Raw genomic sequence first — 13,225 nt, 5'->3', positions numbered from 1 at the left:
CGTCAGGTGCGCGCGTGGTACAGCAGCGCCTCGCCGGTGTGGCGGATCAAAGCATGCGGGACCACGGCGCGGCGGTCCGTCACCATGAAGCCCTGTTTCTGGAAGAGGCGCCGCGAGGCCGTGTTTGCCGCGAAGACGATGGCGCTCATCCCGTCCAGCGCCTCGGCTCGCGCCCGCTCGCGGGCGACGGCCAGCAGGCGGGTGGCGATGCCGCGCCGACGGAATCCGTCCTGCACGCCGATTCCGGCAATGTACAGGCTGCCGGGAAGCTCCAGTTCGGCGTAGGGGCGGAGAATGGGATCGGCCTCCGTCTCCACCGCGTTGGCACGCGGCGGCATGGCAAAGGCGAGCAGAAAGCCGACGACCGCGCCGTCGTGTTCGGCCAGTACGGCGTTGCCATAGCTGAACCCCACACCCTCGCGGGCGTAGCGTCGCGTGCCGACATCGAGCAGGTCTTCGTCGGGAGCGGCGAGCGTGCTCCAGATGTAGTCGGCAACGCCGTCCGCGGCAATGCGGATCAATTCGGCGATGCGGCGGCTGTCCTCGCGGTGCGCCGGCCGGATGATGAGTGCGGTGAGGGGTGCGGTTTCGCTCAGCATGGAAGAGCCTCCGTTCGACGGTTCGATGCTCCGGGTTGCGATGCTCCGTCTTGCCGGACCTCGCGTCAGCCCGGCGTGCGCGTCGCCGTGAAGCGAGCGTGAAAACGCGTTCCCGGGCACGGAGAGTGAACTTTCACGCTCCGCTCCGCAGCGGTTTCACGCCCGGGTCACGCCACCTCGTCAGAAAGGCAGCAACCGCAACGTTTTTCAGGAAGTGATGACCATGACGCTGCACGACACCCGCGGCCTTGCCGTGTCCACCCGCAACCGGTCCGCGCTGGAGCGCTACGAGGCCGCCGTCGACCTGCTGAACGGCTATTACCTCGACTTCATGGCCGTCATCGACGGGGCGTTGGAGGAGGATCCGGGCTTCGTGATGGGCCATTGCTTCAAGGCAGGCGTCTACGCCACCTGCAATGAGGCTGCCGTCCAACCCGAACTGCGCCGTTGCGTCGAGGCGGCGGAGGCGTTGTCGGCTGGCGCAACCGATCGCGAGCGTGCCCATATTGCCGCAGCACGGGCGTGGCTGGAAGGCGATCTGGAGCGTTCCGCCGCCCTCTACGGCCGGATCGTGCAGGAGCACCCGCGCGACATCCTGGCTCTGCAGATCGCCCACGTGGCCGATTTCTTCCTGGGCGAATCCCGTATGCTGCGCGACCGTGTGGCGCAGGTTCTGCCGCACTGGGACGAGAGCGTGCCGGGCTTCGGCTATGTGCTGGGCATGCACGCCTTCGGGCTGGAACAGACCAACCTTTACGGCCGTGCCGAGGAGTCCGGACGGTGGGCGCTCGCCCTCAACGACCGCGACCCGTGGGCAATCCACGCCGTGGCGCACGTGATGGAAATGCAGGGCCGGATCGGCGAGGGTGTGGAGTGGCTGGAGACCCGGCGGGCGCAATGGGCCGACAACAATGCCTTCTCTTACCACAACTGGTGGCATCTGGCGCTGTACCACCTGGAGCAGGGCGAAACGGAGCGGGTTCTGTCGCTCTACGACATGCACATCCGGTCGAACCCGGCATCGACAGCGTTGGAACTGGTCGATGGGTCGGCCTTGCTCTGGCGCCTGCATTTGCGCGGTGTCGATGTGGGCGACCGCTGGCGTGACGTGGCCGATTGTTGGGAACGGGCCGCCGCCGACGGCTTCTACGCCTTCAACGACACGCATGCCATGATGGCGTTCGTCGCCGATGGCCGTGATGACGCCGCTGATCGCACCCTCGCCGCCCAGGAGCAAGCGGCACGGCGCGGCCAAGCCACCGGTGCCATGATGGCGCGTGATGTCGGCTTGCCGGTGTGCCGGGCTCTGCGGGCGTTCGGCCGGGGCGAGTACCGGACGGCGGCCGAGTTGCTCTACGCGGTGCGCACCCGCGCCCACCGTTTCGGTGGCAGCCACGCGCAGCGCGACATCCTCGACCTGACGCTGGTCGAGGCGGCGATCCGCAGCGGCGACCTGCCGCTCGCCCAGGCGCTGACCGCCGAGCGCAGCGACCTGAAGCCCTCCAGTCCGGCAAACCGCTCGCTCACCGCGCGGGCGATGGGGATGGCCGAAGGTCGCGGCAGCACCGGACAGCCCAGCAGGACGGTGCTGCCTCAAAACTGCGTGGTCATGTAAAACTGACGGCAGGAAGCATGGTCCGGAGACGCAATTTACGCCTCCGGACCTTTGGCTGACCTGACATCCGACTCGTTCCCATGAAGGCTGTCCGTCAAAGGGTGGGATACTGTTGGCGAATCATTTGAAACGAATTGAGCAGGAAACTGTACACGAATAAGGCAGGGTCGGTTGATCAAGCGGCCAGTGCGGCAAAGCGGGAGCGGCGGGTCGGGGCGAGTGGCCGCCCTCGCAGCCTACCGCAAGGCACTGATGAACAACGGAATCGTCCAATCGATGAGCCGTAAAGGCAACTGCTGGGACAACGCCCCGATAGAAAGCTTCTTCGGCAGTTTGAAAGCGGAACTCGTTCATGGCGCCCGCTATCCAACGCGCGACGCCGCTCGCAGGGACCTGTTCGCCTACATCGAAGGGTATTACAATCGCCAGCGACTGCACTCGGCTCTCGGCTACATCACCCCGGACCAAGCCGAGCTTCGAGCCGCTTAACCCGGCGTCCTTTCTGCCGGGGAAAGGTCAATACGCTCGCCGACCATTCCGGCGGGCGGCATGATGGCCCCCCCCCCCCAGGTTTGAGACGGTTTCGTCGCAACTATAGCTGTGCGCTGTCCTGTTTTCTCAGCCACGTTTCGATCACAGACGGATTGACAACGTATTCAGGCACCCGCCACTCTGCCACCGCTAGAAGGTTCTCGCAGAATGCCTCCGGCAGGCGCATCTGAGACTCTACCGTATGTCCTACCATGTGTGGGGTAAGGATGGCGTTTGGAAGGTCGCGCAGCGGACTATTCTCTTTCAACGGCTCTGGGTCGAACACATCGAGGGCGATGCGCATAGCAGGTCGCTCTGCGGCGAGCGCGGCGAGTGTATCGTCGGGGACGATGCCGCCCCGCGTGATGTTGACAAACACCACGTCCGGTTTCATCCGGCGCAATGCGTCAAGATCCAGCATTCCTCGTGATTCAGGATTGAGCGCAGCCGCCATGATAACGACATCGCTTGTCGCGAGCACCTCATCGAGGCTCTGCGCGGCGACATATGCGGGCATCGGTCGCGTCGTGCGCACCGAGGCGACGAGCCTCACACCCCATGCAGACAGCCGTTCCGCGATAGCCTGTCCAATTTTGCCAAAGCCTATCAGGCCAACTTTCTTTCCCATGAGCATCCGCGCACGGACCTGCGAGGGACGCGGCAGGTTTTCGCGAAGGTAGCGCTCAGTGCCATGAAGGTCATAGAGCGAAGCCAGCGTGAAGAGAACTGCGGCCTCGGCCATGCTGACGGAGTTTTCCGTAATTTGGCCATTCGCCACGAGTATGCCGTTTGCTGTCGCGGCCGAAACATCGAACCCTTCGACCCCTGTGACCGGGGAAACCAATGCGCGCAAACGCGGCATCTTGGCAAACAACTCCCGGTCGGCTGTAAAGCTTGAGGACGCGCCAAGGATTTCCAAAGACTGCAGCGCGTCAACTGCGGCAAGCAGGTCCTTTCGCGTTAAGAACCGCGCCACAATATGGCCGCGCCGTTGCAACTCGTCATGGGCTAGATTGAAGAATCGATCAAAGGATGACGCTCCTACTAAAGCAACAATCAAGATTTTAGCCTCCACATGAGTTACCCGGACAATCCTAGTTTGCGGGTTCAACCACTCAAGACCGAGATGAACGTTATAGTTGTAGACCGCAAAAAGACCTGTCTAAATCGCACATCTTCGTTTGGTGTGTACGAACACAGAAATCCAGTGGATCTCACGGCCGATCACCCCGTCGTCCATGAAACCTATTTCGCCACCTCGCCGAGCCACTTATCAGCGGCAACGTCAATGTGATCCACCACTGTTCCGAAAAAGAACTGTCAACGAGTCATATTTTGTCGACACCGCCTTGATTGTCCCGCGGGACAAGATCGATTTTCCTGCCGCCGTTTCCGGCGACTGGCTTTTTTGCCCTGCTAACCCTTGCAATCGGCACGAGAAGATGGCAATCCCGAAAAATCCAGCTTCTAAGCCAATTCATTTAATCTAGTACCGGCGACCTCGCGCCTCACCTTCGGGCCATGATTGGCTGGAGAACTCAAAGCATCTGCTGACCTATAGAAACGGATAGCTCGGCTCCTGATCAACGGACTTAATTTACCACAACTGCACCGTCTATCGATACCTGTCCTGGTGGCTGAAACCGTCTCAAACCTGGGGGGCTGAGGTGGCCCTGGAAATTCGGTTCTCCCGCACTTTTCGTGGATCAGGCTGCGAGCAGGACGCGACGGCGCAGCAGATTGAAGCTGGCGCGTCCATACATCTGCCGCTTGATGAGCTTCAGCTTGTTGACTTGTCCCTCCGCCTGTCCGCTGCTCCAGGGCATGGTGAGCGCCGCCTTGACGGCTGCCTCGTCCTGCCTCACGCCGGCGGCGAAAGTTTCGACGGCTGGGATGCCGCAGGACAGTGCGTCAGTAAGCCAATTGTCCAAAATGGCGGAGGGGTTGGCAGGACGCGCATCCGATCGCACTCCACAGCGTCCGATCAGTTCAGCGAAGCGGCGAACCAAGTCGCGCCCCTTGGCGACCTCCGGGTCCTGCGAAATCCGGGCGAGGGCCTCAGTTGTGGCGGTGTCGATGCCCTGCGGCGCCTGCACCAGCCGCCATGCCAGTTGCCGGGGCGAGATCAGGGCGGGGAATGGACCGGTAGCGGAGGTTGATGCGGTTTCGGTGGGGCCGGGGCGCCACTTGTGCGGCGTGAACTTGGCAGGAGTGGTCCGCCGCTGGTTCAGCCAGCGGCGGACCTGCTTGGCCGATCCGGCAAAGCCGCGGTCTTGGAGTTCCCGCCACAGCGCCGCGGCATTCTCGTTGCCCTCGGCCAGACGGGCTTCAAGGTACTCACGATGCAGGGCGAGGATACCAAGCCCGGACTCCCGCACGACCCGCTCAGGAAACTGCTGCGCGTGGGCGTAGCTGCGCACAGTACCGCGGGCGAGCCCCATCGTCCGGCTGATCGTCAGCAGCTTCTCGCCAGCCGCGACACGCCGCCGAACCTCCTCATACAAGGCATGTCGCCGGGCACGACTGTCCGCCGTCGCGGCGGCTTCGGCCCGACTGCGCGGATAGCCCCCAACGCGCCGTGCCACGGCTCCGCCCGAAACCGGCGGCAGGCGGCGCAAACGGCCGTAAACGCCGGCTAGCCAGCGTTCAACCATCTGCCGCAGGTTTTTGGAGCAGGTGCCACCGATCAGCCACCTGAACCGCCCGGGGAGCGCCCAGGGCACTGCCGCGGGCATACTCGGTGGAACGGTCGCGGGCGATCACCGTGACCGTGCCACGGTCGTTGAGCCACTCCGTCAGCGTCTGGGCTGTGCGGTCGGGCAGCAGATCAACCACGCGGTGTGTCTCCAAATCAACCAGGATAGTGCCGTAGCTCCGCCCTTTCCTCAGCGCCCAATCATCCACGCCCAGCACGCTGGGCAGCGCGTACTCCGGCAGGGGAAGTGCGCGTACCAACCGCAGCACAGTGTCGGCGCTGCTCGGCATGCCGAGACAATGCAGCAGTCTTGCGCCGGCTTCCCCGCACAGGTGGCGCCGACCCGCGCTTGCGCGCCGGCGAGCCGCCGGGTGCGGCGTGCTCTCGGCGACAGAAGCTCCGGCACCGGTTCAGCGAAGGTCCGGCGTGGGCAGATCGGGTTGCGGCAATAGAAACGACGAACGAGAAGGTCGATGTGGACGGCGCTCCCCAGGCTCGGAAGGTCAGCTGGATGCCGATGGTACCGGCTGTGAACGGATTGGCTCGGCTGTTGACAGGATGGACAGCATGCATGGGAGTACTTGACCTGGGCAGCCACATGAAGACCAGCCGCACCAACAGGTTCAACTGTTACGACACGGCAGTCCGGGATCACAAAAAGCTCTTGCATGCTTCATTACATGGGATCTCCGGATGGCGCCGGCTCCAACGTCATCAGCCTGATCCACGAAAAGTGCGGGAGAACCGAATTTCCAGGGCCACCTCAGAACTCTTGGAGAACCGGCGCAAGCGCATGAGTTCCTTGCTTGCCCATGCCGACACGGCGGTCAAGGCGTGGGCGGAAGGAGCAGATAGGAAGCTCGCGCAGTGGGCGGATGCCGAACGCAAAGCGGAGCGGGAGCGCAGCCAGCGTGAGCAATCCTTCGAATGACGGAGCCGCGGTCCTTGAGACCATCGCTCGCCGGCAAACGCATTCGAAGATTAGGAGGGCAGTCCCCTAAAATGTGAGGAAGCGGGGGCTCTGCCCCCGCACCCCCGGGGTATTTCGACACCGACCTTGACTTAATGTCTCTTCAAGCAAAACATGAGGTGCGGTACAGGCTGGGGAGCCGATGACCGCCACCGACCTTGACGCCCCCTGGCCAGAGTGCCAGGGGCGTTTGGTCCGACTCCCGCTTTTTACATTGCCTTGTACTGGACCGCACGGGTCCATTCTGGAGATTGTTCCGGAATGGGCGCCGTAACTCTGCACAACAATTTCTAGGCTGTTTGATGCTGCGATTGGCCGTCGTCGGCCTGTGTAAGCTCGAGGCTTGAGATAAGTAAGGTCTGCCATCTAGCGACCGCTATCGTGAACAGCAGATGCTAAAAAGCTGCATCCGAGATAACCACGGCATCCACCGTGTGCCAATGCGACCGCTGGCCGGCCTTCAGCAGGAAATAGATGGCCGTCACCGCCCCGCGCCCGCCATCGCCCGGCGCACGGTAGGTCTCGGCGTAGAAGCCCCCTTCCGGATGAGGCTGCAACCCCAGCAGGTCGATCAGCCGTTCGGCGGTCGGCGCATCGTCCGTCATCGCGTGCTCCGCGCCGCCATGCCCAGCCCCTCGCGCAGTTCGGGCAGCAGCATCGCTCCCAGCATGGCGATCACCGGCAGCACCGCATAGTCGCCCTGGGCCGCCGCGTCGATCAGTTCGCGGGCGCTGTGCAGCTCGATCCGCATGTCCTCCAGATCGCCCTGATCGGGTTCCGCCACCTTGCGGGCGCCCTTGGCGTGGAACATGTGGCAGGTGCTGCCCCTTGAGTTTGCCCCGACGACGAAGCCGCCCAGCGCCGTCCAGTCGTCGGCGGCATAGCCGGTCTCCTCCAGCAGCTCGCGCCTGGCGGCGGTCAGCGGGTCCTCGCCGGGCTCGATGGCGCCGGCGGGGAAGGTCAGGCTGACGCGGCGCGGCCCATGCTTGTAGGTGCGCAGCATCACGACCTTGCCGTCCTCGGTCTCCACATACATCAGGGCGAAGTCGGGCTGGTCGATCTGGTAGAAATTCTCCACCGTCCGCCCGTCCGGCAGCTGGACCGTCTCCGCCCGCACCTTCAGGTACGGGCTGGCGTCCAGCAGCTCGCGGCTGCCGAGCACGTCCCAAGGCTTCTGGTCGCCCTGCTTCTGGTCGTCACCCTTCCGGTCGTCGCTCATGCGGCGCTCCCGTAAGGCGGCTGGGTGTAGCCGGCGGGGGAGAGGGTAAAGATCTCGCAGCCGTCCTCGGTGATGCCGATCTGGTGCTCGAACTGCGCCGACAGCGAGCGGTCGCGGGTGACCGTGGTCCAGCCGTCGGACAGGATCTTCACCTCCGGCCGGCCGGCGTTGATCATCGGCTCGACCGTGAAGACCATGCCGGGACGCAGCTCCACGCCGGTGCCGGGCTTGCCGAAGTGATCGACGTGCGGGGCGCCATGGAAGACCTGCCCGATGCCGTGGCCGCCGAAATCGCGCACGACCGAGCAGCGCGCCGCCTCCGCCATCGTCTGGATGGCATGGCCGATGTCGCCCAGATGGTTGCCGGGCTTGGCCTGGGCGATGCCGGCCATCATGCAGCGCCAGGTCAGGTCGACCAGCTTGCGCGCCTTCACACCGATCTTCTCGCCGACGAAATACATGCGGCTGCTGTCGCCGTACCAGCCGTCCAGGATCACGGTGACGTCGACGTTGACGATGTCGCCCTCGATCAGCTTCTTGTCGTCGCTGGGGATGCCGTGGTTGACGACATGGTTGGGCGAGATGCAGCTGCAGGCCGGATAGCCCTGATAGCCCAGCGTCGCCGGAATGCCGCCGCGGTCGCGCTGGAACTCCTCGATCAGCTTGTCGAGTCGCCCTGTGCTGACGCCCGGCACCACGAAGGGCGCGATGTAGTCCAGCGTCTCGGCCGCCAGCCGGCAGGCCTTGCGCAGCGCCGCGAACTCTTCCGGACCGTGCAGAACGATCCGCCGTCCATCCCTGTCCATCAAACCGTCATCCGTCACGTAAATCCTCTGACCATCCTTCGGCTGCTGCGACCATCCGCAGACAGCGAAACAAGCTATCACGGCACCCGTCTGAAAAAAGCCCCTGCATTCCACCCCTGCAATCGTAGGATTCGGCGGAACGGCTTGCTATATGTGGCGGGCCCTATCCCCATTGGACTACCAGACCTTTGGCGAAGCCCACCACCCGATATGTCTGCCAGGCCTGCGGCGCTTCCTTCCCCAAATGGGCGGGCAAGTGCGACGCCTGCGGCGAATGGAACAGCCTCGTCGAGGAGGCCGCGCCCGACAGCGCGCCCAAGGGGCTGGGCGCGGCCCGCGGCCGCCGCATCGACTTCGTCGGGCTGCACGGCTCCAGCGAGGCACCGCCGCGGCGCATGACCGGCATCGCCGAGTTCGACCGCGTCTGCGGCGGCGGGCTGGTCCCCGGCTCGGCCATCCTGATCGGCGGCGATCCCGGCATCGGCAAATCGACCCTTCTGCTCCAGGCGATGGCCCGGCTGTCGCAGGACCACCGCTGCGCCTATGTCTCGGGCGAGGAGGCGGTCGATCAGGTCCGCCTGCGCGCCCAGCGGCTGGGCTGCGCCACCGCCCCCGTCGATCTGGCGTCGGCCACCAGCGTGCGCGACATCGTCGCCTCGCTGGACGACGCCAAGGGTCCGGAGGTGATCGTCATCGATTCGATCCAGACCATGTATATGGACAATCTGGACAGCGCCCCCGGCACCGTCGCCCAGGTCCGCGCCAGCGCGCAGGAGCTGATCCGCGTCGCCAAGCGGCGCGGCGTCGTCCTGCTGCTGGTCGGCCATGTCACCAAGGAAGGCATGATCGCCGGTCCCCGCGTGCTGGAGCACATGGTGGACACGGTGCTCTATTTCGAAGGCGAGCGCGGCCACCAGTTCCGTATCCTGCGCGCGGTGAAGAACCGCTTCGGCCCGACCGACGAGATCGGCGTGTTCGAGATGGGCGACGCCGGCCTCGGCGAGGTCGCCAACCCGTCCGCCCTGTTCCTAGCCGAACGCCGCGGCGACGTGTCGGGTGCCGCCGTCTTCGCCGGGATGGAGGGCACCCGCCCCGTGCTGGTCGAGGTCCAGGCGCTGGTCGCCCCGTCGCCGCTCGGCACGCCGCGCCGCGCCGTGGTCGGCTGGGATTCCGCCCGCCTCGCCATGGTGCTGGCGGTGCTGGAGGCGCGCTGCGGCGTGCAGATCGGCGCCAACGACGTCTATCTGAGCGTGGCGGGCGGCCTGCGCATCACCGAACCGGCCGCCGACCTCGCCGTCGCCGCGGCGCTGGTGTCGTCGCTGACCGGGGAGCCGGTGCCGGCCGACACGGTGGTGTTCGGCGAACTCGGCCTGTCGGGCGAGGTCCGCGCCGTGAGCCAGACCGACACGAGGCTGAAGGAGGCGGCGAAGCTCGGCTTCTCTTCCGCCATTTTCCCGGCCCGGCGCACCGGCAAGAAGAGCAGCCGCGGCGACAACGGCTTAAAGACGGTCGAACTCCAGCAGTTGGGTGAGCTGATGCCGCTGTTCCAGCCGCAGGGTTCCTCCGGCCGGCCGCCGTCGCGCCGCGGCCATGACGACAACGACACGCGCCGCTCGCGCGACGACGAGTACATCTGACCAACCATCCGCCATCAATCGGCACCTCATCAATCGGTACAGGCAATCGGCACAGGGGTCATGGACACTCTTCCCGTCAATCCGGTGGACATCGTCGTCATCGCCGTGCTGCTTCTGGCCGCACTGCTCGCCTTCAGTCGCGGCCTCGTCGCCGAACTGGTGTCGGTCGCCGCCTGGGCCGGTGCGGCGATCGTCACGCTCTACGCGCTGCCCCATGTCCTGCCCTATGCGCAGATCTACATCCGCTTCGAGATGCTGGCCTATGCCGCCTCGGCGGTCGGCATCTTCATCGTCGCGCTGATCGTGCTGTCTCTGCTGGGGCGCAGCCTGTCGCGCGGGGTGCAGGCGTCGGCGCTGTCGGCGCTGGACCGCACGCTGGGCTTCGCCTTCGGTCTGGTGAAGGGTGGGATTCTCGTTTCCATCGCCTACCTCTTCTTCCTGTGGCTGGTGCCGAACCAGGCCGAACAGCCGGTCTGGCTCCAGCAGGCTAAGACCCGGCCCTTCCTGGCGATGGGGGCGGAAACGCTCTACGCCTTCGTGCCGGAAAATCTGCGCAAGGAAGGTCTCGGCCAGATGGACATGGCGCGCGACCGTGCGCGTCAGGCGATGGAGGCCAAGCAGGCGCTCGACCGCCTGTCGACGCCGGTGCCCAGCCCCGCGAAGACCGGGGGTGCGCAGGCGCCCGATACCGGTTATAAGGACCGCGATCGCGCCGATCTTGAAAGGCTGATGCAGAACAACGCCCGCTGAGCTTGACCGCTCGGTTTTGGCGCGATCGACGTTTGTGGGACCGTAGTTTTTTCCGTTGCATGTGCTGACGCGCGCCGACGGCGCCTCTTGGACGAAGGACTTCTGGTGATGCTGACGACGCATCCGTTCGACGACGACAAGCTGCGCGAAGAGTGCGGCGTGTTCGGCATCTACGGCAACCCGCAGGCGGGCGCCATCACGGCGCTGGGCCTGCATGCCCTGCAGCACCGCGGGCAGGAGGCGGCGGGTATCGTCAGCTTCGACGGCGGCCGTTTCCACCTCCAGCACACGCTGGGTCTGGTCGGCGACCATTTCAGCTCCGAGGCGATCATCGCCAAGCTGAAGGGCGGCAGCTCCATCGGCCATGTGCGCTACGCCACCACCGGCGACACCTCGATCCGCAACGTCCAGCCGCTCTATGCCGACTTCGAGTTCGGCGGCTTCGCGCTGGCCCACAACGGCAACCTGACCAACGCCCAGGTGCTGCGCCGCCAGCTGGTCCGCCGCGGCTGCCTGTTCCAGTCCTCCACCGACACCGAAGTGATCGTCCACCTGATGGCGACCGCCCGCGGCGGTTCGCCGGTCGACCGGCTGATCGAGGCGGTGCGTCAGGTCGAGGGCGCCTTCTCCCTGGTGGCGCTGACCTCCAAGGAGGTGATCGGCGTGCGTGACGCGCTCGGCGTCCGTCCGCTGGTGCTGGGCCGGCTGGGCGACACCTACATCCTGGCGAGCGAGACCTGCGCCTTCGACATCGTCGGCGCCGACTATGTCCGCGACGTCGAGCCGGGCGAGATGATCGTCATCGACGACAGCGGCCTCCACAGCCTGCGCCCGTTCCAGCCGCAGCAGCGCCGCCTGTGCATCTTCGAATACATCTACTTCGCCCGTCCCGACAGCGTGATGGAGGGCACCTCCGTCTATCAGGCGCGCCAGCGCATCGGCCGTGAGCTGGCCCGCGAGGCCGGCGTGCCCGCCGACGTGATCGTGCCGGTGCCGGACAGCGGCGTGCCCGCGGCGTTGGGCTACGCCCAGGAAGCCGGCGTGCCCTTCGACCTCGGCATCATCCGCAACCATTATGTCGGCCGCACCTTCATCGAGCCGACCGACCAGATCCGCCATCTCGGCGTGAAGCTGAAGCACAACGCCAACCGCGCGATGATCGAGGGCAAGCGCGTCGTGCTGGTGGACGACAGCATCGTCCGCGGCACCACGTCCAAGAAGATCGTCGAGATGGTGCGCGCCGCCGGGGCCAAGGAGGTGCACATGCGCATCTCCAGCCCGCCGACCTCGCACCCCTGCTTCTACGGCATCGACACGCCGGAGCAGGGCAAGCTGCTGGCCCACCGCATGACGGTGGAACAGATGCGCGAGTTCATCCAGGCCGACAGCCTCGCCTTCATCTCGCTCGACGGCCTTTACCGCGCTATGGGCGACGAGAAGCGCGACCCGGCGAAGCTCGGCTACTGCGACGCCTGCTTCACCGGCGACTACCCGATCCCGCTGACAGACGCGCTGGACCAGCCGCCGGTCGAGTCGAACGTCCCGGTCCGCGCCTGACGATCATCCCTCTCCCGGCCACGGGGGAGGGATTTTCATATGTAAACGAACAATAATCCCAGGAAACGAGTCGTCCCCATGTCCCGTCTCTCCGGCCGCATCGCCCTCGTCACCGGCGCCTCGCGCGGCATCGGCGCCGCCGTCGCCAAGCGTTTCGCCGCCGAAGGCGCCCATCTGGTTCTGGTCGCCCGCACGGTCGGCGGGCTGGAGGAGACCGACGACGCCATCCAGAAGCTCTCCGGCCAGTCGGCGACCCTGGTGCCGATGGACCTGCGCGACTACGACAAGATCGACCAGCTCGGCCATGCGCTCTACCAGCGCTTCGGCAAGCTGGACGTGGTCGTCGGCAATGCCGGCGCGCTGGAGGCTCTCGGCCCGGTCGCCCAGTACGATCCGAAGCTTTGGTCGCGGGTGATGGACCTGAACGTGACGGCGAATTACCGGCTGATCCGCTCGATGGACCCGCTGCTGCGCGCGTCGGGCACCGGCCGCGCCATCTTCGTGACGTCGGCCGCCGCCAAGGCGCCGCACCATTACTGGATGCCCTACGGCGCCAGCAAGGCGGCGCTGGAGATGATCGTGAAGACCTACGCGATGGAGGTCGCCTCCTCCACTGTCCGCGTCAACCTGCTCGACCCCGGCGTGGTGGCGACCAAGCTGCGCACGCAGGCCTTCCCCGGCGAGGACCCGACGAAGGTCGCCCAGCCCGACGACGTGACCGAGCGCTTCGTGGAGCTGGCCGAGGCGGGGTGCGAGCGGCATGGAGAGTTGGTGCTGGGTCAGTAACAACTCACCTCCCCAAATCCCCCTCTCCCCCCGGGGAGAGGGTCGGGGTGAGGGGGAAGC

11 protein-coding genes and 2 pseudogenes are annotated in these 13,225 nt (G+C 65.6%); 7 read left to right on the top strand and 6 right to left on the bottom strand.

Going from position 1 to position 13,225, the window contains the following annotated elements; translation table 11 throughout:
* Window positions 1–2: 2 nt before the first annotated feature.
* On the bottom strand, window positions 3–599 hold the full coding sequence (locus ABNQ40_RS24750) for a GNAT family N-acetyltransferase (protein WP_109049264.1): 597 nt from the start codon (window positions 597–599) through the stop codon (window positions 3–5).
* A gap of 223 nt (window positions 600–822) precedes the next feature.
* Here ABNQ40_RS24750 and ABNQ40_RS24745 point away from each other — a divergent pair, with 223 nt between their 5' ends.
* Window positions 823–2,214: a tetratricopeptide repeat protein gene (locus tag ABNQ40_RS24745; RefSeq protein ID WP_391347612.1), complete on the top strand. Its 1,392-nt coding sequence runs from the start codon at window positions 823–825 to the stop codon at window positions 2,212–2,214.
* Window positions 2,215–2,448: 234 nt separating this feature from the next.
* Window positions 2,449–2,703 (top strand): annotated as a pseudogene (locus ABNQ40_RS24740) (integrase core domain-containing protein); the annotation flags it as partial.
* Window positions 2,704–2,806: 103 nt separating this feature from the next.
* On the opposite strand, the gene ABNQ40_RS24735 reads toward ABNQ40_RS24740, so the two are convergent.
* Window positions 2,807–3,805: an NAD(P)-dependent oxidoreductase gene (locus ABNQ40_RS24735; RefSeq protein WP_158285564.1), complete on the bottom strand. Its 999-nt coding sequence runs from the start codon at window positions 3,803–3,805 to the stop codon at window positions 2,807–2,809.
* A 646-nt stretch (window positions 3,806–4,451) separates the two neighbouring features.
* Window positions 4,452–6,110 (bottom strand): annotated as a pseudogene (locus ABNQ40_RS24730) (ISL3 family transposase).
* On the opposite strand from ABNQ40_RS24730, the gene ABNQ40_RS24725 reads away from it, so the two are divergent.
* Window positions 6,039–6,371 (top strand): hypothetical protein, encoded by a 333-nt coding sequence (locus tag ABNQ40_RS24725; RefSeq protein ID WP_199235627.1) that lies wholly within the window; start codon window positions 6,039–6,041, stop codon window positions 6,369–6,371. The pseudogene ABNQ40_RS24730 and the gene ABNQ40_RS24725 sit on opposite strands and share 72 nt — an antisense overlap.
* Before the next feature lie 434 nt (window positions 6,372–6,805).
* On the opposite strand, the gene ABNQ40_RS24720 is transcribed toward ABNQ40_RS24725, so the two are convergent.
* Genes ABNQ40_RS24720 through map form a run of 3 tightly spaced genes read right to left on the bottom strand, consistent with a single transcriptional unit; the run spans window position 6,806 to window position 8,435 of the window.
* Window positions 6,806–7,015 (bottom strand): cupin domain-containing protein, encoded by a 210-nt coding sequence (locus ABNQ40_RS24720; protein ID WP_391347608.1) that lies wholly within the window; start codon window positions 7,013–7,015, stop codon window positions 6,806–6,808.
* Entirely contained in the window at window positions 7,012–7,629 is a 618-nt protein-coding gene (locus ABNQ40_RS24715; protein ID WP_109049262.1) for an NUDIX hydrolase, read from the bottom strand. Before ABNQ40_RS24715 ends, ABNQ40_RS24720 begins: the two co-directional genes overlap by 4 nt.
* A complete protein-coding gene (gene map / locus ABNQ40_RS24710; RefSeq protein WP_109049261.1) occupies window positions 7,626–8,435 on the bottom strand; it encodes a type I methionyl aminopeptidase in 810 nt (269 codons plus the stop codon). Before map ends, ABNQ40_RS24715 begins: the two co-directional genes overlap by 4 nt.
* A gap of 188 nt (window positions 8,436–8,623) precedes the next feature.
* Here map and radA point away from each other — a divergent pair, with 188 nt between their 5' ends.
* The 4 genes from radA to ABNQ40_RS24690 all read left to right on the top strand — a co-directional run bounded on the left by radA (window position 8,624) and on the right by ABNQ40_RS24690 (window position 13,165).
* Entirely contained in the window at window positions 8,624–10,072 is a 1,449-nt protein-coding gene (gene radA / locus ABNQ40_RS24705) for a DNA repair protein RadA (RefSeq protein WP_109049260.1), read from the top strand.
* A gap of 60 nt (window positions 10,073–10,132) precedes the next feature.
* Window positions 10,133–10,822: a CvpA family protein gene (locus ABNQ40_RS24700; RefSeq protein WP_109049259.1), complete on the top strand. Its 690-nt coding sequence runs from the start codon at window positions 10,133–10,135 to the stop codon at window positions 10,820–10,822.
* Window positions 10,823–10,930: 108 nt separating this feature from the next.
* Window positions 10,931–12,379 carry an amidophosphoribosyltransferase gene (gene purF, locus ABNQ40_RS24695; RefSeq protein WP_199235297.1) on the top strand — a complete coding sequence of 483 codons (1,449 nt, stop codon included), beginning with the start codon at window positions 10,931–10,933 and terminating at the stop codon, window positions 12,377–12,379.
* A 78-nt stretch (window positions 12,380–12,457) separates the two neighbouring features.
* The gene (locus ABNQ40_RS24690; RefSeq protein WP_109049257.1) at window positions 12,458–13,165 is read left to right on the top strand and encodes an SDR family NAD(P)-dependent oxidoreductase; all 708 of its coding nucleotides are present in this window, start codon (window positions 12,458–12,460) and stop codon (window positions 13,163–13,165) included.
* Window positions 13,166–13,225: the final 60 nt, after the last annotated feature.

The sequence above is a fragment of the Azospirillum sp. A23 genome (genome assembly GCF_042938965.1).
Classification (GTDB): Bacteria; Pseudomonadota; Alphaproteobacteria; order Azospirillales; family Azospirillaceae; genus Azospirillum; species Azospirillum melinis.
The sequence above is the reverse complement of the archived record's forward strand: the minus strand, read 5'-3'. Positions and strand labels throughout refer to the sequence as shown.